The sequence below is a fragment of the Bacillus sp. ISL-34 genome, from assembly GCF_018613325.1.
Classification (GTDB): domain Bacteria; phylum Bacillota; class Bacilli; order Bacillales; family DSM-1321; genus Peribacillus.
Genome location: NZ_JAGGQJ010000008.1, coordinates 23,502 through 44,819, shown reverse-complemented (window position 1 = coordinate 44,819; position 21,318 = coordinate 23,502). Strand labels below are relative to the sequence as shown.

Here is a 21,318-nt window from a genome sequence, read left to right as displayed (position 1 = left end):
TCCTTTATAAACAAATTTGATAAATTACCAGAGCTTACCTCCCCCGTAGAATGAGTGAGTACCATATTCATAAGGATGATAATGTGCAAATGTACGTTTTCCTTTACCAGCAGTATGTGCTGAATCAAATCTATATCGTCCAGTTGGTGAAGCACCTTTTGCTATACTGAGTGCATTTGATGAGCCAATACTCCAAGTATCTAATCCACTTTTTAATCTTGAAATTGCTTTCGATTTAGATCTACCTGGACCAACCCATAACCCCTTAGAGTTTGAAGTTCTCATTGCTTCATAATGCACATACCTCTTATTTTTTGTGTTATTATTAGCTACGTTACCTGCTACCCATAATGCACCTGCTTTTAATGAAAGAAGTCCTTGAGCAGCCAAATATACCAGTGTAGTTGCTCCAACACTGACAGCTAGTAATTGAAGCATACTTGCAGTCGCCACCACTCCTAGAGCTGGAATCCAAAAGGCAGATGTTGTGTATTCTTCATTATTGAAATCTACACTCGCCTCTTCTCCAGTATTTAAATTAGTGACATCTGCTTCTAATGCATCCTCGGTAAGAGTAGTTAACTTAATTTCATATTTTGTATATTCACCAAGTTCTGTTTCTGAGAACACATTAATTATATTGTCCCCAATTTCAAAACCAAATCCTACAAGAAATTCTTCATTAGATTCATTGGTTCCTTCAATTTGGACAATTATATCATTACCATCAATAAGCTCTTCTTTGCCTCCTTCATGTTCAAAAACTAATTTTTCTTTTATCTCTTCGAGATATTCTATATCCTCTTTTGTTTCCTCAACACTATATACTAATTCCTGAAACTCTTGAACGTCTCCTTTTGTAAACTCATATGACTTTTCTTCGATCTCGTTTAAGTGTTCTATGTCACCATGTAGCTCTTGATTATCTTGATTAATTACTTCTTGAAAAGATTTCTCAATTGTTCCCTTGAATTTTTCTTCATAAATTTCTTCTACTTCATTTTCTAGGTTTTGCGTTTGTGCTTCCATAGGAGATAATATATTAACTGCGGCTTCTTGTATTCCAGCTTGATTTAGTTCATTTACTAATTTTTCTTTAAGTGCATCTAATGATTCTTCATTTATTACATCTGCATCTGCTGCCTGAGTATAGGGAACATGTAAACTAGTAACTAAACATAATACTATAAAATAAATTAAGAATTTTTTCATATAAATCTCCTTTGTTATTATTCTATCTAATACTGTTTTGAATAAAATGTACTTTAGTACCATCATTTGTATTTAACTTTTTAGCACTATCTTTTAAAATACTCATGATTTCATCATGCTGATATACTTCAAATTCAGAAAATTGGGATAATAAATCTGATAATATACCTGTAACGAAAGCCGTAGATGAAGATGTATACCCTAAATAATTATATTTTTTTTGTGGGAATGTGGTTAAAATACTCTTACCAGGTCCAACAAAATCCACACCTTTAATAACTGTCCCGGACACTTGCTTATATTCATTATTTACAGCGCCAACTGAAATAACGTTTGGTAGATATGCGGGAAACTGTAATTCATTATTAAATTTATTCCCTGCTGCTGAAATAATAAAAATATCTTTATTAATCGCCTCGATAATTAGCTTTTCTAGTTCCGTATTTGCTTTTGATGCACCTGCGCTAAAGTTAATTATGTCTACATTTTGATCTATAGCCCATCTTAATGCTTTTTTTATGATTTCTTCATCACTATAACTGTTTTCAAAAGCTTTTATTGAATAAATTTCTAAGTTACTAGATTTTGATACACCCCGGATTCCTTTTTTATCATCTATAGCTCCAATAATTCCTGCAACAGCTGTACCGTGCCCTGTATCATCAATGATTTCATTATTAGGATTTATTGCATTATACTCTTTTGTAACAATTCCCTTTATATCAGGGTGAGATTTATCAATTCCAGAGTCAATTATTGCAATTTTTATTATCCTCTTGTGAACTTTGTTACCTTGAATATTTAAAGATTTATACCCCCAACTTTCCATTTGTTTATCATATAAACTTGGAATTTTCTGTTCTTTCTCCCAATCTTGAATCTCAATACTTTCAGGATTATTTATCCAAATACTCATAAAAAGACCTGAAACGATCATACCAACCATAAATACCCATTTCATTCAAACCACACATTTCTTAAAAATTATAACTATAGGTAGAAGAGCCTTGCTCAAAAGGAGGCGAATATTGTTAAATAGAACAAAGCAGATAAAAAAGTAATCCGCATCACCTACAGTTTCTTGTGGAACATCCACATCTACCGCAAAGGTACCATCCATTTCATTACCTTTAGATTTTTTTATCCTCCGAACTTACGTCACTTACATCATCTTTCTTGGAATCAGAACAAGCTGAAACTATCAAAGAAAGACTAACTATAAATAATAGTGAAGCAAGTAACTGAACTTTTTTCTTACCCATCGTCTTCATTACTCCTCTTCCTATTAATATTTCTTATAAGCAGCGGTATAAGAAGATTTATCATAATGCTATAATAACCAAAAATTCAGATTGAAATATCCCAAAAATTGAATTCAGGATTTTCATATATGGAATATTTAATAATATTAATTAAATCAAATACTCATGAGATATCAGATGCATTGAGGAAAAAACTATGATTACTATTTTTTTACAATCTATTTACCCACCATCAATTACCTTTTATATTGGTAAAAGTTTTAATTCAAAATCATTCATATTTTATTGATTTTTGAACGAATAAGTATAGATATGGCACAAGTACCATAGAGAAATAAAGCTACGAAAAGTAAAGGTACTAATATTGTTGATATTTGATCTTTTGGGACAACCCAAAATAATAGAACTGCAAAGGAAATTGTTCCACTTAACCCCACGAATATCGCATAAAATAATAATCCGAAATTTAAAGCCTTTTTATAATTCTCTTTATTTGTAGACATCAATATCAAAATTCACCACCTAATTTTAATTTTGTTTTAACTACTGTTTTTTAGAATTACTTATCTTCTTCTAATCCTACCTTTACTCCTACTCCGATACCATAACTTATTATTCTCGTATTTCTTAAAACTTCGTTCAGTGCCTCCATTAGAAAAATAACGCCGGAAGCAACTCCCTTTTTGGGGTAACCACCTCTAAGTTCAGTCAAGTATCCTACACCCCAATCTTTCACGACAAATAAAAAGAATCCACCTTGAATAAAGATGGATTCTTTTTATATCTGCGTTGCTGTGTCGATCTTGGATTAACTTTATAAATTCATGATCCACTTGTTTCTGCTTCAGCTACCTTTTTGACACGCTCTAAAAATTCAACTACCACTTTATCGGTGGCAAATAATAAAAGTAATTTCAAAAACCACTTTAATGGGCGACTGGTGACTGTATATGTAAAGGAAGTCTGATTGTCATTGATTTTATTTAGTTCATAAAAAGCGGTAATTTCAAACATTTTAGCAAGTATAAAGCCTACTTTAAGCTTTTTCTCATTAGTCTCATTCAAATATTCTAATGTTTCTATATCATACTCTTCTGTTCGTTTTCCTTCTCTATATTTTTGGCGATATACGCTTCCAACCACTTCTTCCGTTATTTTAACCGGCTTGTGTTCAACTACTTGAGGCATGATTTTTTGCATATTTTCTACAGAACCATCAAGAAACTTCCATACCTGTTCAATTGGGGCGTTTATTTCTATTGCTTTTGTCCACTTTTTCAATGATAATCACCTCTACCTTCATTATATTTCCTTTATTATGTAAAACCAAATTTACAATTGGTATCTCGGTAAATAATTCAAGTTACATTAGATGCACATTAAGCAACACTTATTTTGAATTTAAATCTCTTTCTGTAAAAAAATTACTTTATTAAGATTCTCTTTTTTAGCGTTATTCTTGTATAATAAACCAAACGGTTACTTTTTCAGGAGAATCCAATGAATTTTATTTATATTAATCAAAACATATTAGATAACCTCTTTTATATCTTGGTAAGTATTTTGATTTATTACATTTTATTAGATCATGGCAAAAGGTTAAGTCAGTATGGCAAGACCCTTATCACTGCATGCATGAGCATTCCTATTATTTTATGTATGAAGTTTCCTATTTATATTGATGAATATTGTGTCCATGATCTCCGGCAAATTCCTTTTATAATAGGGACACTTTATGGTGGTTGGCCTGTAGGGGCTGCTCTGTTAGTCATCATATTAACTTTTAGGTTTGCTTTTTATGGCTTCAATTTCCTTACGTTAATTGTTTATATCGTTATCTTTATAATAACGGCTCTATTTTCTTCCAAATTCAAAAATTTCAATAGAAAAAATAAGCTTAATAGCTCCATACTATTAATTTTGTTTCTAGGAATACTCACCAGCTTTATTTCACTCGGTATGTCTGATCATTTTCAAATAACGGAGGCGTATGTATTTTACTTTATTATCCTCCCTCCTTTCATTATCGTTTTGGCTTTATATATCATAGAAATTTTAAAAGATGCCATTTTAATCCGAACACAAATGGTAAGGCTTGAAAAAATGGAGGTAGTCAGTCAGCTTGCAGCTAGTATTTCACATGAAGTTAGAAATCCTTTAACAGTTGTGAAGGGATTTGTTCAACTGCTAAAGACTCCTGATCTTACTCAAGAAGTAAAAGAACAATATATACAGCATGTTGTTAGAGAGCTTAATAGTGCAGAATCCATTATTAGTGAATACTTAGCATTTGCAAAACCTGGAACCGAAAAAGTGGATCCTATTTTAATTAACCGTGAAATAGGATATGTAATTGAAATGATAAAACCAATGGCTAGCATGAATTTAGTTACTATATCTGATCAGTTGACTCCAGGCATTACCCGGGGGAATATTCAACATTTCAAGCAATGCTTCCTGAATCTGATTAAAAATGGGATAGAGGCTATGCCAAACGGCGGGGAACTTAGTATTGTTTCCTATATAAATAATTTCGACATCATTATCGAAATAAGTGACAATGGAGTAGGAATGAACAAGGAACAAATAAATCGTTTTGGCGAACCTTATTACAGTTCCAAAGAAAAAGGGACTGGGTTGGGATCAATGGTGGCTGTTAAGACCATCCAAACGATGAATGGTACACTTCATATAACTAGCCTTTTGAATAAGGGAACAACGATTTCAGTAACACTTCCCGTTTATCAAGAAGATTATTCTGCAAAATAATAAAAAAGTCCGCCATTTACAGCGGACTTTTAGTTTGTAGACAAAAAGGGTTTTATCTAAATTTTAAAACAAAGTTGATTGGAACGGAAGGTGCGAGACTCCTGCGGGAAAAGCGTTTCCAAGGGAGACCCCGCAGGCGCAAATGCGCCGAGGAGGCTCCCGGACCGCCCGCGGAAAGCGAGTGCCTGGAGTGGAAATATCGTTTAAGTTGTACAACCCCTTATAAAACTGTAGACAAACTCGAAGAAAAGCGAATTTGCCTGCAGTTTTTTTATTTAAAAAATATACCGGTGAATTTCAGAAATCCGCTCCCTTTCCGCCGACTGTCTGCCAAGCCTCCTCACCGCAAGTAGCTGTGGGGTCTTGGCTAGCCAGTAATTCGGCAGGAGTGTCGGAAATTTCTTCAATCCAATGAGATTACAGTAAAAAACCATTAAAACCGGAGCACTTTATTCGACCAGCTGGACTGTCTTGGGCCATTGACGCAGTTTATCGACCTAAACCACAGTATTCGGCCGTTCACGCACAGTATTCGACCTACCCCGCATAGTATTCGACCGTTGAGGCACTAGATTCGACCGTTCACGTATTTTTTTCGACCTTCACTTCACTAATCGGACTCCGAACTACAAACAGAAAGTCCGCCATTATCGGCGGACTTTTTTCAATAGAGTGCTGTCATTATTTATTCTGTTCAAGGCATTGATAAACCGCCATCATGTCTCGTTTGTTCAATTCACGAATCCGGGCGAAAATGGGGATATCGGCCACGGCCTCGGTACGTTCACTTTCAGCCACGACATCCTTCACTTTCCCTGTCAGCCAAGTCTGCACGTCTATGCTTTCGACGATTTCTTTACGTCCTTCATCATCGATGCCACTGGCATGACAACTCACACAAGGGATCGTTAATTTATACACACCGTCATGGATGTTATCTTCTGAAATGACTTTCTTTCCATTACAGAATGGGCATTTATGACTTGCTTTAATTTTATTGATTTGGGTAACAATTTTTTTGTAGCCAAATGCTTCATAGACATAAGTTAGTTTTTTGTATTTGCCATTGGTGAAATATTTATCAATAATGGTCTCTCTTGTTTCGTTAATATTGGCAAAGTCACAGATGGTAATCTGGTTTTTGCTGCTGATTGCTTCGATATTGCCTTTAATGCTGTCCCAGAATGGCAGGGCATTTTGTAAAACCACTTCATAGCCGACGAAGCTTGCCAGTTCCAGTTCGAGCATTTTCAACGCTGCTTTTGTTTCCCGGGGAAGGAATGAGACATCATCTGTAAGTGCGATATCGCCGCCCACAATTGCTTTTAGTTTTTCCAGTTCCGGCATCTTCCCTACAATTTTGATGACTTGATCAATTGGCTGTTGGATGATTTCGCGAATGTCTGTATCACCAAATGTCAGTTTTTTATGATGGTTCAGGATCGTTCCTTGACAGACTGGACAGGCGATCATTTCTTTTGATGCTTTCATCTGCTCTTTAATGATTGATTTCGATATGAAGATATAACGCCCAATGATGAAATTGAATCCTTCCCAAATCCTTGATGCCTTGCCTGCTTTATCGTAAAAGGACTTTTCCCAATATCCATATAAGAACGTCTGCTTTTCGGCATCTGTCATCTCATTATAGCTTTTACTAATATCGTGACCGAGTTCATTCTTGATCTCATCAAACAGGAATTGCAGTTTTGAATGTTGATAATATTTTAATACCTCCATCACGTCCGGATGTAATAAGCCATCCCAGAATGGCACGTTTTTGTCTTGAATGACGACATCGAAATCAAATTTTTCAATGACCCGGCGACCCGAACAGCTTGGACAATGGTTTTCTGCAGAATAGAAATCGAAGCTTCTTGTATCCTTATTGGTCGGATGTGCAGCGACTAGATGGTTGATCATTCCGCCCACTTCATAAAGAAACGTATATTGACTGTACAAGTGCCGTTCAAGATCGATGGCGATGACAGGTGCAATCGTGTCTGACTCGTACTCACCATAAATCACGCGAGCGATTGGTGATAAGCTTTTTAAAATGCCGCCCTTAAAGACGTTCTCTGCGTTTTTGAAATAGTCCAGATGATTTTCCTGTAAATAATTCAGTCCATCTTTTGACCGAAGTGTGGAAGTGATATGCAATGGCTTCACTTGATCTCTACTGTTTTTGTGACGATAATGCTCATCATGACTGACAACGTCAAGATGCTGGACAGGTGCAAGCTGTCTTTTACCAAAATCAACGATATAATCCGAGCTTTCCAGCATATAACCATTATGTTCAATCATGATGATGGAGACGGATTCATCTTCCAGGATGACCCTGACACTATCGATGAATTGGTTTAGAATATTTTGCGATAACCCTTTTGAAGGCTCGTCAAAAATGAACAGCGTGTGCGGGTTCCTTGTCTTCGAAAAAAGCTCGGAAACTAAATGGACACATTGAAATTCACCCGTCGATAGTGTTTGTGTTTTTCTTTCTAACGTCAAATAACCAAGACCAAGTTTGATCAATAAGCTCAAGCGTTTATGAGCGATGTCTTCTTTTGGCAGTTCTTCGATGATATCTTCGATCGAACGCTGAAAAATGTCATCAATTTCATCACTGTATTTGGTAAGTTTCTTTTTAATATCAAGAAACGTCGCAACGGTTGACCGGCTGGTAATCGATTTGTTTCGATCCTGCCCGACCATGACCAGCTTATCCTTGGGATACCGCTTCTGAAAATCTTTAGAGATACATTCATTAACAAGTGTAGATTTACCGCAGCCTGACTCACCCGTAAAGGTAATGAGCCTATTCTTGGGAATCCGGATTTCCTCCATTTGAATATTACGGCAGTAAAGATCGTGAAATTCGTAATATTCAGTTGGCGTTGCTTCATTTCGTTCCCAGCTGATTGGTTTAGGCCGCGGTGATTCCTCAACAATTTTTCCGCCATATTTCCCGCTGCCAGGTCCAAAGAATAATTGCTCATCCGTGCTATCTAACACCGTGTCTGAATGATCAATGAGCCAAATTTGATTTTTATAACCTAATTGTTTAACCTGTTCCAAAATTTTCAAAAGGGTTTGATGATCAAGACCGACGGAGATTTCATCGATGATGATCACGGTATTTTCACTTGTTGCCATGAATTCGGCCAAGTAAAGCCGTGTTAGCTCTCCCCCTGACACTGTCCCCATAATACGGTTCAAGCTTAAATAACCAATATTCATATTGATTATATTTTGGAGAATATGCTGTTTAGCTTCACTGATATGTAATGTCTCTGCAAGTGAAAGGATCGTTTCAATGCTAAAGTTGTTGATATCGGAAATAGTATGCGGGTGATCTAATAATTCAATGGTGTATTGCTCGACTTCTTGATTGTAGCGCTTCCCCTCACACTTTGGACATTCGACATTTTTCGTCGTACCGCGTCCTTTACAAGTGGGGCACCAGCCTAAGGCATTATTAAAGGAAAAAACTTCCGGAGAAAGATTGAATTTTTCAGCAAGACAAACACGAATCTCTTTAAACACACCAGTATGTGTGCCAATGGTTGAACGGGGATTGGCTGAAATGGATGATTTGCCGAGAAAAAGGACCAGCGGCATGTCTTCCATCTTGATGGCACTGAAGTTGGTTTCCATAATATTAGGAAATAAATACTGATATTCAGACTTTGGCAATAAGGAAACGAGACGCTTCTTGGATTCTTCCCCAATGGTTTGACAAAACGTCGTCTTCCCGGAACCTGATAACCCAGCAATTCCTAATGATTGATTGTCTGGCAGTGCTGCATCTAAATGGTTGATATTGTTCGCTATCAATCGATTTATTTTCATATGTAACTCCTCTCCATTTTATGATGCTCAGTCTTCCATATTAGCACAGCGACATATGTATTTGCTATTTTTTAACGGTAGCTCATCCTTCTATTCTTTCACATTACACTACTCTAAAAACGTATGATTCACCGACAAAAATCAAGAGTTACATTATGTATTTACGGTTCAACGTTAGTAATCACTTGTTTTCCGAAAATTAATCAGTTAAACTGATTATATTAATAGCTGATTATCACAGGAGGTGAAAGTTCAAATGAATAAATGGAATCAATCTTATGGTTTTTTGCTCGGAAAGGCTCTGCAGCAAATGGAAAGTAAGTTTGCTGAAGGACTAATCCCATTTGATATTAACTCCAGACAATATGGAGTACTTTTATTCATTCAGGAAAACCCTTACTCATCACAAAAAGATATTTCTGAAAACCTACAAATCGATCGGACGACTATGGTGAGTCATATTGATCATTTGGAAACTTTAGGATTTGTTGAGAGGACAAGGAATCCTAATGACAGAAGGTCCTATAGCCTTCTGATTACTGAAAAGGGAAATGATGTTTTGGATTCACGTTGGGAATTTTTAACCAATATAGAGTCAGAAGTTTTAGCCCCTTTAAATCAGCAGGAAAGACAATTGCTTAAAGATTTTCTCGTAAAAATTTGGAAGTCACTATAGAAAACGGGAGGTTATAAAATATGAACGCACTTGATTATTTTAATGCACGTCTTCAAGCAACAATAAGCCCTATGGATTATTTGAGATCCAAGCAAATGGATCCCGAGAAATACTTCTTAATCGATGTAAGAAACGGTCCCATTCATTTAAGAAGTCTAACCATTAAGGATGCTAATGTTATACCTGAACAAGAATTACAGAATCGTTTAAATGAAATACCAAAAGAAAAGGAAATCATTGTTTATTGCTGGGATGTCTGGTGCAATACTGCTGCCAAAGTGGCAAAGGTTTTATTGGAACGAGGTTATAATGTTAAAGAGTTGACCGGGGGTATTGCGGCATGGCAGGAAATGAACTTTCCTGTGTCAAAATCCACCCATAATGATAACATATCTGATAATTGCGGGTGTTGACTCAAGTGCAAAATAAAAGGTATTGGATGGAGTTGCGTCTCGCGACCATGTAATGAAGAGTATAGATGGTGGATTCGCTCAACTTTGTCATGGCAAGGAGGCTCCTTTAAAAAAGATGAATTCTGGTGATTGGATCATTTATTACTCTTCAAAGGTAAGTTTTAATGCAAGTACGCCGCATCAAAAATTCACTGCTTTAGGCAAGGTTATCGATGATGATGTTTTTCAATTTGATATGGGAAATGATTTCATCCCTTTCCGAAGAAATATAGATTTCATTAGATGTACAGAAACATCTATTCATCCATTAATCCCATACCTCACTTTCATTAAAAATGAGAAGCGTTGGGGTTATCCTTTTCGATTTGGCCATTTTGAGATAAGTGAAAAGGATTTTAACTTAATTGCTGAAAAAATGTGGAAGTTAAAAGTACTAATCTAAACTAGCCCTGTCTTCCCTGACACAGTTATATAGCATAAAGCCCCTCTCGATTAAGAGAAGGGCTTTCTTTACAAAGTATGACCATATTTTTGCCCAATGTGCTTATTTTGTATTGGACTTTTTTGCCTTGTTTTCAAGCTCGCTTTTTGGCTCTGTGGAGAATTCCACATCTTTTCCATGTCCCTGCGGGTTAACACTTGGTGCGATTCGGCCTCGACCTGTCTTTTTACTCATTTCCTTCACCTCCAAGTATATAATTACCTTAAAAACCCTACTATGTTGAAAGAATCTACTTTAAAAGACGAGTGTAATTAAATGTGTCTTTGTTCTGAGGAATATCGCGATTTTCTTTCCCGGCAGGCTGTACTGCTCTTCCTGTATTTCCACTATAGCCTTCTTCCATAGGCCCTGGATAATGATAATGACCATCATTAACTGGTTCAATTGTTGATTCACCATTCGCATGACTTTCTCCCGTTTCCACCTGATCAAGTCTTACGGATCTGTTTTCTTTTTTGTTAGGCAATTCATCTCCTCCTTTTCTAAAGATTCTTTTATAGTATTTGATAAAAGAACAATAAAATTAAAGGAGAAAAAAGGAAGCACTAATATGTCAGAAGTAAACGCTTCGTTGCATCGTTTTGTAAGAAAGGACTCGGTTCGCCAACCGTATAGATCTGCAAGTTATGCATAGCCCTGGTACATGCGGTGTAGAACAATCTTCGCAAGCTCTCATCATCGTATGTTTGTACAGATGCATCATAAATGATGACAGCATCAAATTCGATGCCCTTGGCCAAATAAGCAGGAATAACAACAACACCCTGTTCATATTCATTTGTGCCTTTCTGTACAAGTTTAATTTCACCAATGACACTAAGGGCATCGTATGCAGCGGCACTTTCCGCAGCAGATTTACAGATTATTGCGATTGTATTATACTCACGACTTTGAAAGTCTTTCACTTTAGACATGATTTTGTGATGCAATTCATCACGGCTGGACACTTGAGTCAGTACAGGCTTCTCGCCTTCACGGTCGAATGCCTTAATTCGATGGCCTTCAGGGACTAGTTCCCGTGTAAATTCTATAATCTGCTTTGTGGATCTGTAGCTTTGATCCAAGGTAATGCTCTCGGTTTCATCTATCCCGTATAAACTGGTAAGAGTCTGGAAATCCACACGTTCGCTGGCATGGGCAAATATTGCCTGGTTAAAGTCACCGAGCACTGTCATCCTTGCAGAAGGAAACAACCGTTTCAAAAACTCGAATTGAAATGGAGAATAATCTTGTGCTTCGTCCACAAGCACATATTTTATAGCGGTATTCGTCTGAAATCCTATAATTAGCTCCTTCAACAGCAAAAATGGAGTCGCGTCTTCGTAATACAGTTTACCTTCGTCCAGCATTTTTTGCGTTGATAAGCATATTTCCCGTTCGGCAGGTGTTTCACCCTCATTCCACAGTTCGACCCGTATTTGTTCGTCAAAAAGTTGCTTGTATATGCCCTTAATATTGATAAAATGAAGTGCTTTTATCCGTTTGCGTAACGTCTTCAATTTCTTTCGAACAATCATACGCGCAAGCCTTTTATTTTCTATCTCATAATCGTCAAAGGAATCTTCATTATGACCGCGTTTTTTTTCTAAATAGGTGTATACCTTTTGGTAATCTTCTTTGCTAAGATACTCGATTTCCTCCTCGACCCAAGGTTGTTTCAACTCAAACTTTTCCCTTTCATCAAGTAGCTCACATAACCACTCTTTCAGCTTTTCAATCCTATTGTGAAACCTTAATGTGGTGTCTGTGTTATAAAATCTTTCTGAGATTTGTTTGGCGGAGACGAGCGTTTCCCCTCGGAACTTTACCCCTCTAAAGATCATTCCGGATTGCTCCAGTGATTGTCTGTAGGTCTTGATGATTTCAAAGAAGCGAATGGATGCCTTAAATTGAATACTCGCTGTCCTGGTGCTATAGGAAGGATCATCCGCTGCAGTCAGCAAATATTCCAATTGCTCATAAGGATCCTCAACTTGAAAAGAGTCAGTCAGACGATGATCCAGGTATTCCTGGAATGTTACCTGCTGCATATTCTCTTCGCCAAGTTCGGGTAACACATTGGATACGTAGTTATTAAACATGGAGTTAGGAGAGAATAGAATGATTTGATCCGCTTTCAGCCTCTCTCGATTCTTGTAGAGCAAGTAAGCGATCCGTTGGAGGGCAGCTGATGTCTTCCCGCTGCCAGCGGCACCTTGAACAATGAGCAGACGTCCGCGATCGTTCCGGATGATCCTATTTTGCTCACGTTGAATGGTGGACACGATACTGTGCATATGCTTATCCGTTCCCTTGCCCAGTACCTGCTGCAGAATCTCATCCCCAATGGTGAGACTCGTATCGAACATTGATTCGATAACGCCTCCCTTGATGGTGTATTGCCACTTGTTCTCCAGCATCCCCCGAATTACGCCTCCGGGAGTGGAGTATTCTACAGGACCGGGAGGATAGTCATAATAAACACTCGAAATCGGGGCCCTCCAATCGTAGATAATGAAGTATTCTCCTGTTGCATCAGTAAGAGTGGAAGTCCCAATATAAATTTTTTCCGTCTGGGAAGACCCTTCTTCAGTGATATCAATCCGGCCGAAATAAGGCACTTCCTGCATGCGGCGCAGTGTTGACAGCCTCTTGAAGGCATATCTATGTGCGCCTTCGCTTTGTGACAAGTCTTGAGCCTGCTGCCTTAAGCCAATGATCGTCTCGAGGTAATCATCGAAAGTATCGATATTAACCTTGAGGTCATCCCAAAAGTGTTTACGGATATTAACTACTTCTTTTCTGCGCTGTGAAGTTTCTCCTTCTATTTTGCTGATTTGTTTCGTAATTGTTTCTATCACCTCATTCAAACGTTCTTGCTCCAGCCGAATTTCATTGTTCATAACAGACACTCCTTTAAGAAATGAGAAATTAGGGGTTGACTAGAGGTGAGTTTTACCTTATACTTATAGTAAGGGGTAAACTGTTTTTGTATATATTTAAATGTGTTTCTATACTAATTTATCATAAATTCTGAATGATATCAATGTATTTTGCACAACAGTTGCCATAATGAATCGTCATTTTAAACTTTAATTTAACATGTAAAGTCAGTAACCAGTTAAGCAAGCAGCTTGACTGGTTATTTTTATGCCTACATATTTGAAAGCCTCATTGCTTCGCTAGTTCTTTTTTCTATAGGTTTGAAACAAAGTCATATTGTTTATAAAAAAATACGGAGAAAATAGCGATAAAGACAAATCCCATATAAACGGATTTGTCTTTATGTTTCTTCCATCGAAAAATACGAGAATGTTTTTGTGAATTTTCAATCTATTCCACTTGTGTTACTGGTTTATTATTTCATCATCTGCCTTGCTTCCATAAACAGCACTTGGATAAACTTTTTCATATTATTGCGGCTCTGACTGCTTACTTTTTTGCTTTTGTCTTCTAGCTCCAGCATTTTTTTGCGGACTTCCGAGAAATCAAAAAATGTGGATGAATAGGCTTCGAATTTTGGATTCATATAATCCGTCAATCCTAATGAAGCGATATGGATGAGTGCCTGGTTAAGAGCGCGACGGACACGCTGCTCAGAAGCTTTCATTTCTTTCTGGATTTCGGCCTCTTTCGCTTGATCTCCCAGCTTTTCAGCAGCAATCCCAGCAAAAATCTCCTTTAAATATGGAAACGTGTAGGCAGGACCGAGTCTTTGCTTTTCATTTTGGAGGAATCCTAAAATGTTTAATAAATCCTCGCTTCCCCCTTCGCCAATCATACCTAAATCGGAAATTAAGGACCGTCCGGCCTCCATGATATTTTTTGTATGAAAGGAGGACACTTTCGAAGACTTCGGGCGTTCCGTAAACACGTTCAACGACTTTTGAATGCCCTGGATCGATTGATCCACCAGTATTCGCTCGTTCACTTTGTTTAATATGCATGAAATTTCAACTTGGTTCAGCGGTTTTGTAATGTAGTATTCCGCTCCTAATCTATACGCCTCTCCAATCAGTTCTTTCGATTCCACTTGCGAAATCATCACAAATCTTCCTTGAAATCCATCAGCAAGAGACCTGATAGTTTCAATTCCATCCCTTAATGGCATGAGCAAATCAATTAAGACAACGTCTGCTTTTTTAAAAAACAACAAGCCATTATTCACTAAAGCTCCGTCTTCTGCTTCTCCCACCACTTTGCCTAAGTCTTCGTCTTCAATTATCTCTGTCAACATTCCTCGAATGGCAGGATCGTCATCTATAATGAAATAATTCATCTCGTTAACCCTTTCTCCATAATAGCATCAATCGGAAGTCCTACGATGAATACGGTTTCTTCATAGGTATCCATTAGCCTGATATGTCCTCCAAATTTTTCAACAGTTTGTTTCACATACGATAAGCCAATTCCCGTCGAAGGGTTTCCCGCCTCATCGAATTTCTTTGTATATCCTGCTGTAAAAATGATTTCCTTCTGCTTCGGCGCAATGCCGGGGCCATTATCACAGATGCAAAACTCCACGAATTGATCGTTCCTTTTCACATGCAGTGATACGTATCCTTCTTCTTCAATGGCTTCCACTGCGTTGGCCAATAAATTATTTATTAATGATAATACCATATATACATGATAGGGGGGATGGTCACCATCTATTTGCAAGGTAAATGTAATAACTTTGCGAAGGGACTCTGCATATCGTCTATTGGACACGATCATGATGTTACCCAGGTCTTCGATCTTCATATATTCCTGCAGGTTTTCGGATGACATAAGTTTCGACAGCCCCGCATAAATCCGCTGGTTATCTTTTTTGATCTCATGCACGAGACCGGCAATCTGCAACGCAGTTTGCGCATCGCTTCCATTAGTCCCACTTGTTTTTATCCGACGGTAAAAGTCATAACAAGTGCGGGTGATTTCTTCCGCGCTTTGCATCGTTTTCTTCAGTTGAACCGATTCCTCATACAAACTTGAAATGAAAAGCAGCATTTGTTCCTTTTGCATGCGCTGCTCCGCTTCTGCGGATTTCGCTTCTCTCAGCTTTAATATATTAAAAAAGCCGAGAACGAAAAAGCTTCGAATAAAGGCGATTAAAACAAGTTGGTCAATGGCTAGCAAGGGTGTGTCCTGATTCGCCAAGATGGATCGGATCGTCATCTCCGATACACTTGCAAAAAGCTCGATCAATACCCCTAAAAGCCCGATCATAAACGGCTGATCGTGCCGTTCGTTCAATTTCGTTTTATGAAATGCCAACGCGTAAATGAAGTAATAGAAAAAGGCGGGAACATGAAGATAAATCGCATCCTCAACGGATATGTCCCGTATCCCGACAGCCAGTGAAAAACGTAAAAAAAACACACTCATTCCCGTCACTATGCCTGCAATAATTGGGTGGATCCTCCTCCCCCATAGTAAAAACAAGAAGAAGACGGGGGTTCCCAAACTGACTCTGAATGTATCATCGAAGGGGTAAAACTTGAATTCGCCCGCAAGAGGCACCGCAATCATAATCAATAGTAATATCCTTATACTCTTTTTCAATACGGTCCCTCCCCAGTCACTATATTAAAAACATAACACATGAAAAGGTAAAAAAGTGAGAAGGGTTTTGACTGAAATTATTATTTTTTCTGCCCTTGTAAGTATCAGTAGGATTCAGTAGGTTCCAGTAGGATGATCATAAACTTGAAATAACCTAAAGAATGAAAGCGTTAACAACAGAGCAACTATCAAAGGAGGAATTCAAATGAACAGGTTTGGCTTAGCTACTCAAATTCTTATTGCACTTGTACTAGGTATCGTTGTCGGTGCTTTATTCCATGGTAATGAAACAGTCATGGCCATTTTGGTACCTATCGGGGATATTTTCATTCATTTAATTAAAATGATCGTCATCCCGATCGTCATGGCTGCATTAGTCGTCTCCATAGCGGGAGTCGGCGATATAAAGAAACTAGGAAAATTAGGTGGGAAGACTCTTCTTTATTTTGAGATTGTCACCACAATTGCCATTGTTATTGGATTACTGGCGGCAAACTTGTTCCACCCAGGGTCTGGTTTAGATACTAGCAATCTTGAAAAAAGTGATATTTCAAAATATGAAGAAACAACAAATACCGCTGGTAGCAGTGGCTTTGGAGAAACAATTTCTCATATTGTTCCTCAAAATGTATTTGAATCAATGGCTCAAGCGGATTTATTACCGATTATCTTCTTTTCTGTTTTATTCGGCTTAGGTGTCGCTGCGATAGGCGAAAAAGGAAAGCCTATTCTTGGATTCTTTGAAGGTGTGTTGGAAGTAATGTTTTGGGTGACGAATCTAGTCATGAAATTTGCCCCCTTTGGTGTGTTTGCGCTGATTGGTGTAACCGTTGCAAAATTTGGTATCGCAACATTAATTCCTTTAGGGAACCTAGTAATTGCTGTTTATGTGACGATGGTATTCTTTGTATTCGCCATTCTTGGAATTATAGCGAAAATGTCAGGGACAAGCATTTTTGTTATCCTGAAAGTGTTAAAGGATGAATTGATTTTGGCATTTACAACAGCAAGTTCAGAGTCGGTATTACCAAGGCTTATGGACAAAATGGAGAAGTTTGGCTGCCCGAAATCCATTACTTCTTTTGTTATTCCAACAGGCTATACGTTTAACCTAGACGGCTCATCGATTTATCAAGCACTTGCTTCACTTTTCGTGGCACAAATGTATGGTATAGATTTATCCATTACACAACAGATCACTTTGTTACTAGTATTGATGTTAACGTCAAAAGGAATGGCTGGCGTTCCGGGTGCCTCATTTGTTGTTGTTTTAACAACACTTGGTTCTATGGGACTGCCTGTGGAAGGTGTTGCGTTCATTGCCGGTATCGACCGAATTTTGGATATGGGAAGATCAGCGGTTAATGTCATAGGGAACTCATTGGCGGCGATTGTCATGTCGAAATGGGAAGGGGAATTTGACCAGGATAAAGCAAACCATTACGTTGATTCAATTAAACAATCAGACGTAGCATAAACTTATAAAGGAGGAAATACGGTGTCAACAATCCAAATAAATCATGACGAACGTATTAAGAAAGACTTTTTGGGATCAAAACAAGTACCAGTGCATGCATACTATGGTATCCAAACATTGCGTGCAGTCAAAAACTTTCCGATTATAAGTTATCCATACGATATGACAAACCCAGGTATTTCTGGTGCTGAACTGTTTGATAGATCGTAATTTCCGATTTTGATGAAATGGCAGATGTGGTGGATGAATAACAAAAGTCTGGGGAATTGATATAAAAGCCCTCCTTTATTGAGAGGGCTTATTTATTTTGCAGGATGAGTAAAAATAATAATCCGGAACAAAAAAATGGATAGCCCCAAATAAGGCTATCCAGCGTAATTTATAAATGCCATCTAAAAAATCACTTTACCTTTACACCAGTTTTGATCAAGGTAGGCGGAGTTTCGCCCTGTAATCCTGCTACAAGGTTGGTTGCTGCCAGCATCGCCATTTTCAGGCGGGTTTCATATGTTGCGGAACCGATATGAGGCAAAGTGACGACATTCTTCATGGATAGCAATGGATTGTCGTCCTTGACGGGCTCCTGTACAAAGACATCCAGTCCTGCCGCGTGAATTTCACCGGTTTTAAGCGCAGCGATCAAGGCTTCTTCATCCACGGTTTTCCCTCTTGAACAATTGATGAAGATGGCGGACTCTTTCATGAGCTTGAATTCTTTTTCCCCCATCATCTTTTCAGTTTGGGGAGTTAGCGGTGTCATCAAGCAGACAAAATCAGATTGCTTTAACAGATCTTCCAGAGAACAGTATGTAGCTCCATACTTTTGTTCCGCTTCTTCATTTCTAGATCTGTTGTGATATAAGATGTTCATGTCGAATCCAAAACGGGCCCTTTTTGAAACGGCAGAGCCTATTCCGCCCATACCGATAATCCCTAATACTTTATGATGCACGTCCAACCCAAACGATTCTTCCCCGATATTCGATGTCCATTGCCCTGACTTTACCATTTGATCCATCTCTGGCATTCTTCTCGCTGTGGACAGCATCAAGCCCATAATCGTATCTGCGACCGTCTCATTCAATACCTCGGGAGTGTTCGTAGCCATGATTCCGCGATTGGACAGCTCGGTTACATCCAAATTGTCGTATCCAACCGATGAATTACAGACGATTTTTAATTGCGGTGCCTGATCCAGTAAAGCTTTATCCACTTTTAATCCTGAACCTAATATACCTTGTGCGTTCTTCAGCTCTTGAAGGAATTCAGGATATTTTTTTGAATCAAGACCCTCAAAATAAACGACATCACAAGTCTCTTGAATATAATCCAACACTTTTTGATCCACTTTCTTATAGATGATTACTTTCGGTTTCATCATTGATACCTCGCTTCCAATAAAGTAGGACCCCATCGGGATCAACAGTCGACATAACCTTTATGTTTTGGGCCTCTATCTATAATCTACCATTATTTTAAAAAAAGGTAGTAGCTAATTGAACGGCGGACCAAACAGCTAAAACGGAAGCTAAAGTCAGAATAATATTTTCGAACCAATTGTTTTTATATTTTCCCATCAAGCTTTTTTTATTTGATAGCACCAGCATGCCAATTGCGATAACCGGAAAACCGATTATGTTTATAGCATTTACGCCAATTGTCAATGCAATGAAACCAGGCATGCCGGGAATGGACCAAATGATTGGCGTAACCAATACAAATATCATAACCCATTTATACATTGGATCTTTTTCATATTTACCATTGTACTTTTCGCGACGATCCTTATTTATTACGTAAAAGGCATCTACAATCAATCTTGGGAAACCAGTTGACTTGCCTACTACACTCGCGAACAATACGCCAAATACACCAAGATAGAAAATGTACCAGCCAAATTGTCCTAATGACATTTGTAATGCCATTGCCAAGTCATCAATCGTTTCTACATGAATTCCATTCGGTTTTAAAATTTCTGCCCCTACAACCCAAATGGCCAAATTGATCACGATGCAAACTCCGATGGCAAACAGTAAATCATTTCTTTGAACCTTTAGATGACTCGGTTTCGTCCAGCCTTTTTCCCTCATGAAATATGGATGAACAAAGTTCGAAATCGAACCTGCCACTGCACCGATAATTGAAACCGCCACCAATAATGCGCCATGAACACCAGTATCACTTGGAATGCTAAAACCGACCGTTCCTTTAATGATTTGCCCCACATCCGGTGTTGCTGAAATGGCCAGGTACAAGAAAGCAACGGTCAATAATGCCAAAAGCACTTTCATTACACTTTCAATTCTATTATAAATATTTCTGCCAATAAGCATGAAAACTAATGCTACAACTACCATTGAAGCCAAGAATGGCTGATTAACATGGAATAGGGTCGATAATACCTCTCCCGCCCCCTTAATCATATATGCATTAAAAAGATGACCCATTATTAATGCATAACCAAACATGAAGTAACCGAAAAATGGATGAATACGTCCATATCCTTCAAGAATGGTCAACCCCTCTGTATTACAAAGCTGGAACCGGGCGATAACATTGACGATAAGAAAACGAAGAATTAATGACAAAGCTAAAATCCACATTAAACTATATCCATAATCTGCCCCGGCAACGGAAGAAGTCACCAGATCCCCGGCTCCAAGCCACGTTAACACGGCAAGAATTCCCGGACCATAGGATGTTTTAAACTTCGTGATGAAATTTGGTTTCTTACTTACGACCTCAGGAACAATCACAGTGGATTCAGCAAGATTTGATTGATTTTTCAAGTTATTCACTCCATCCCAAAGAGTAATGTATTCGCTTTCATTTTTTTCTAAAGCATTAATCCTTGATAACTCTGGACATACAGATATTGAAATTATGACAGAACTTTATGCCATTTCCGGAATTGACATAAAGTTTACGCTGCAGTATGTTGTCGTGCTTCATGTTGAAGTGAATCAGCTCGTTAAAAAAGCTCCCCTCCATTTGATTGAATGTTTTGACTATTTACATTGAAATTGTAAGACAAATTAAAATGTAAGTCAATAATAATATTTTTAAGTTTCTTTAAAATCATTTCATTAACAAACCATGTAGCTCAAAATGCTGATACAGACGGATATTACGAGGAGGAGTTGTATTGAAAACGGTTGGCGAATCAATAGAGCTGTCCAGGCAGGATTCGTTACTGGATTAGTACGACCGCGAATAGATTAATGCCATCAGCAGATAATATAAGCAAGGGAGTGAAATAGATGCCACAAGATAATAACAATGAACCATTTAATAATGCCGGGAACCTTGATACACATAGAGACCCAACTAGTAATCCCACTAATGATGACAACGATACAATTGAAAGACCTGTAATGATTGATGATGGTTTGAACCCTGGATTTCAAAGAGAAGAACGCCCTAGGCCTAATGGTAGTATCCCAACAATAGAGGGAGTTGCAAACGTTAGGGAACGTTTTCCTTCAGACCACGAGAGACTTATGAGCAGAATCAATCTTGGTGATGCACTAATAAATCGGGAAAATACACATTTTGGACGGTTTGAAAGATAAAAAAGATGAACTCTTATTGAATTAAATGAGTTAGTGGAAGATAAACCACGAGAAAAA

General features: G+C 38.0%; 20 protein-coding genes. 7 read left to right on the top strand and 13 right to left on the bottom strand.

The annotated features are described in order from the left end of the window. Positions 1 to 24 precede the first annotated feature (24 nt). From J7E52_RS08205 to J7E52_RS08185, 5 genes are all read right to left on the bottom strand, one after another. A complete protein-coding gene (locus J7E52_RS08205) occupies positions 25 to 1,212 on the bottom strand; it encodes a hypothetical protein (RefSeq protein WP_214744851.1) in 1,188 nt (395 codons plus the stop codon). Positions 1,213 to 1,234: 22 nt separating this feature from the next. Continuing rightward, positions 1,235 to 2,173 (bottom strand): S8 family peptidase, encoded by a 939-nt coding sequence (locus tag J7E52_RS08200; RefSeq protein WP_214744849.1) that lies wholly within the window; start codon positions 2,171 to 2,173, stop codon positions 1,235 to 1,237. 169 nt (positions 2,174 to 2,342) lie between these two features. Then, positions 2,343 to 2,483, bottom strand: a complete 141-nt coding sequence (locus tag J7E52_RS08195; protein WP_214744847.1) for a hypothetical protein — start codon at positions 2,481 to 2,483, stop codon at positions 2,343 to 2,345. Between the two features lie 550 nt (positions 2,484 to 3,033). Continuing rightward, positions 3,034 to 3,186 (bottom strand): hypothetical protein, encoded by a 153-nt coding sequence (locus J7E52_RS08190; protein WP_214744845.1) that lies wholly within the window; start codon positions 3,184 to 3,186, stop codon positions 3,034 to 3,036. A gap of 110 nt (positions 3,187 to 3,296) precedes the next feature. Continuing rightward, positions 3,297 to 3,755, bottom strand: a complete 459-nt coding sequence (locus J7E52_RS08185; RefSeq protein ID WP_214744843.1) for an SRPBCC family protein — start codon at positions 3,753 to 3,755, stop codon at positions 3,297 to 3,299. Between the two features lie 219 nt (positions 3,756 to 3,974). Here J7E52_RS08185 and J7E52_RS08180 point away from each other — a divergent pair, with 219 nt between their 5' ends. Continuing rightward, positions 3,975 to 5,243 carry an ATP-binding protein gene (locus J7E52_RS08180; RefSeq protein ID WP_214744841.1) on the top strand — a complete coding sequence of 423 codons (1,269 nt, stop codon included), beginning with the start codon at positions 3,975 to 3,977 and terminating at the stop codon, positions 5,241 to 5,243. A 681-nt stretch (positions 5,244 to 5,924) separates the two neighbouring features. Here J7E52_RS08180 and J7E52_RS08175 read toward each other — a convergent pair. After that, positions 5,925 to 9,095 (bottom strand): ATP-binding cassette domain-containing protein, encoded by a 3,171-nt coding sequence (locus J7E52_RS08175; protein ID WP_214744839.1) that lies wholly within the window; start codon positions 9,093 to 9,095, stop codon positions 5,925 to 5,927. A gap of 256 nt (positions 9,096 to 9,351) precedes the next feature. Here J7E52_RS08175 and J7E52_RS08170 point away from each other — a divergent pair, with 256 nt between their 5' ends. Genes J7E52_RS08170 through J7E52_RS08160 form a run of 3 tightly spaced genes read left to right on the top strand, consistent with a single transcriptional unit; the run spans position 9,352 to position 10,626 of the window. After that, positions 9,352 to 9,771 (top strand): MarR family winged helix-turn-helix transcriptional regulator, encoded by a 420-nt coding sequence (locus J7E52_RS08170; protein WP_214744837.1) that lies wholly within the window; start codon positions 9,352 to 9,354, stop codon positions 9,769 to 9,771. A 20-nt stretch (positions 9,772 to 9,791) separates the two neighbouring features. Continuing rightward, the gene (locus tag J7E52_RS08165; protein ID WP_214744834.1) at positions 9,792 to 10,184 is read left to right on the top strand and encodes a rhodanese-like domain-containing protein; all 393 of its coding nucleotides are present in this window, start codon (positions 9,792 to 9,794) and stop codon (positions 10,182 to 10,184) included. Between the two features lie 22 nt (positions 10,185 to 10,206). Then, positions 10,207 to 10,626, top strand: a complete 420-nt coding sequence (locus J7E52_RS08160; protein ID WP_286197571.1) for an EVE domain-containing protein — start codon at positions 10,207 to 10,209, stop codon at positions 10,624 to 10,626. Positions 10,627 to 10,728: 102 nt separating this feature from the next. On the opposite strand, the gene sspL is transcribed toward J7E52_RS08160, so the two are convergent. The 5 genes from sspL to J7E52_RS08135 form a co-directional block, all read right to left on the bottom strand. Beyond that, complete coding sequence (gene sspL / locus J7E52_RS08155) at positions 10,729 to 10,860, bottom strand: small, acid-soluble spore protein L (protein WP_061464729.1); 132 nt, start codon at positions 10,858 to 10,860, stop codon at positions 10,729 to 10,731. 55 nt (positions 10,861 to 10,915) lie between these two features. Then, the gene (locus J7E52_RS08150; RefSeq protein ID WP_214744832.1) at positions 10,916 to 11,152 is read right to left on the bottom strand and encodes a hypothetical protein; all 237 of its coding nucleotides are present in this window, start codon (positions 11,150 to 11,152) and stop codon (positions 10,916 to 10,918) included. A 79-nt stretch (positions 11,153 to 11,231) separates the two neighbouring features. Next, positions 11,232 to 13,568: an RNA polymerase recycling motor HelD gene (gene helD, locus J7E52_RS08145; RefSeq protein WP_214744830.1), complete on the bottom strand. Its 2,337-nt coding sequence runs from the start codon at positions 13,566 to 13,568 to the stop codon at positions 11,232 to 11,234. Between the two features lie 455 nt (positions 13,569 to 14,023). Further along, a complete protein-coding gene (locus J7E52_RS08140; RefSeq protein WP_214744828.1) occupies positions 14,024 to 14,944 on the bottom strand; it encodes a response regulator in 921 nt (306 codons plus the stop codon). Continuing rightward, a complete protein-coding gene (locus J7E52_RS08135) occupies positions 14,941 to 16,212 on the bottom strand; it encodes an ATP-binding protein (RefSeq protein WP_214744826.1) in 1,272 nt (423 codons plus the stop codon). Before J7E52_RS08135 ends, J7E52_RS08140 begins: the two co-directional genes overlap by 4 nt. 205 nt (positions 16,213 to 16,417) lie before the next feature. Here J7E52_RS08135 and J7E52_RS08130 point away from each other — a divergent pair, with 205 nt between their 5' ends. Continuing rightward, entirely contained in the window at positions 16,418 to 17,689 is a 1,272-nt protein-coding gene (locus J7E52_RS08130) for a cation:dicarboxylate symporter family transporter (RefSeq protein WP_214744824.1), read from the top strand. A gap of 21 nt (positions 17,690 to 17,710) precedes the next feature. After that, complete coding sequence (locus J7E52_RS08125; RefSeq protein ID WP_214745108.1) at positions 17,711 to 17,899, top strand: hypothetical protein; 189 nt, start codon at positions 17,711 to 17,713, stop codon at positions 17,897 to 17,899. A gap of 190 nt (positions 17,900 to 18,089) precedes the next feature. Here the strand turns inward: J7E52_RS08125 and J7E52_RS08120 are convergent, their stop codons facing one another. Together J7E52_RS08120 and J7E52_RS08115 are read right to left on the bottom strand one after the other, a co-directional pair. Continuing rightward, the gene (locus J7E52_RS08120) at positions 18,090 to 19,067 is read right to left on the bottom strand and encodes a 2-hydroxyacid dehydrogenase (RefSeq protein ID WP_214745078.1); all 978 of its coding nucleotides are present in this window, start codon (positions 19,065 to 19,067) and stop codon (positions 18,090 to 18,092) included. 97 nt (positions 19,068 to 19,164) lie between these two features. Next, positions 19,165 to 20,487: an Nramp family divalent metal transporter gene (locus J7E52_RS08115; protein WP_309476863.1), complete on the bottom strand. Its 1,323-nt coding sequence runs from the start codon at positions 20,485 to 20,487 to the stop codon at positions 19,165 to 19,167. A 462-nt stretch (positions 20,488 to 20,949) separates the two neighbouring features. Between J7E52_RS08115 and J7E52_RS08110 the strand changes: the two genes are divergently transcribed. Next, positions 20,950 to 21,261, top strand: a complete 312-nt coding sequence (locus J7E52_RS08110) for a hypothetical protein (protein WP_214744820.1) — start codon at positions 20,950 to 20,952, stop codon at positions 21,259 to 21,261. Positions 21,262 to 21,318: the final 57 nt, after the last annotated feature.

What these genes read in the sequence shown, in the direction of transcription:
- J7E52_RS08205 (WP_214744851.1), bottom strand. Translation starts at nt 1,212, where the DNA reads ATGAAAAAATTCTTAATTTATTTTATAGTATTATGTTTAGTTACTAGT.
- J7E52_RS08200 (WP_214744849.1), bottom strand. Translation starts at nt 2,173, where the DNA reads ATGAAATGGGTATTTATGGTTGGTATGATCGTTTCAGGTCTTTTTATG.
- J7E52_RS08195 (WP_214744847.1), bottom strand. Translation starts at nt 2,483, where the DNA reads ATGAAGACGATGGGTAAGAAAAAAGTTCAGTTACTTGCTTCACTATTA.
- J7E52_RS08180 (WP_214744841.1), top strand. Translation starts at nt 3,975, where the DNA reads ATGAATTTTATTTATATTAATCAAAACATATTAGATAACCTCTTTTAT.
- J7E52_RS08175 (WP_214744839.1), bottom strand. Translation starts at nt 9,095, where the DNA reads ATGAAAATAAATCGATTGATAGCGAACAATATCAACCATTTAGATGCA.
- J7E52_RS08170 (WP_214744837.1), top strand. Translation starts at nt 9,352, where the DNA reads ATGAATAAATGGAATCAATCTTATGGTTTTTTGCTCGGAAAGGCTCTG.
- J7E52_RS08165 (WP_214744834.1), top strand. Translation starts at nt 9,792, where the DNA reads ATGAACGCACTTGATTATTTTAATGCACGTCTTCAAGCAACAATAAGC.
- sspL (WP_061464729.1), bottom strand. Translation starts at nt 10,860, where the DNA reads ATGAGTAAAAAGACAGGTCGAGGCCGAATCGCACCAAGTGTTAACCCG.
- helD (WP_214744830.1), bottom strand. Translation starts at nt 13,568, where the DNA reads ATGAACAATGAAATTCGGCTGGAGCAAGAACGTTTGAATGAGGTGATA.
- J7E52_RS08140 (WP_214744828.1), bottom strand. Translation starts at nt 14,944, where the DNA reads ATGAATTATTTCATTATAGATGACGATCCTGCCATTCGAGGAATGTTG.
- J7E52_RS08130 (WP_214744824.1), top strand. Translation starts at nt 16,418, where the DNA reads ATGAACAGGTTTGGCTTAGCTACTCAAATTCTTATTGCACTTGTACTA.
- J7E52_RS08120 (WP_214745078.1), bottom strand. Translation starts at nt 19,067, where the DNA reads ATGAAACCGAAAGTAATCATCTATAAGAAAGTGGATCAAAAAGTGTTG.
- J7E52_RS08110 (WP_214744820.1), top strand. Translation starts at nt 20,950, where the DNA reads ATGCCACAAGATAATAACAATGAACCATTTAATAATGCCGGGAACCTT.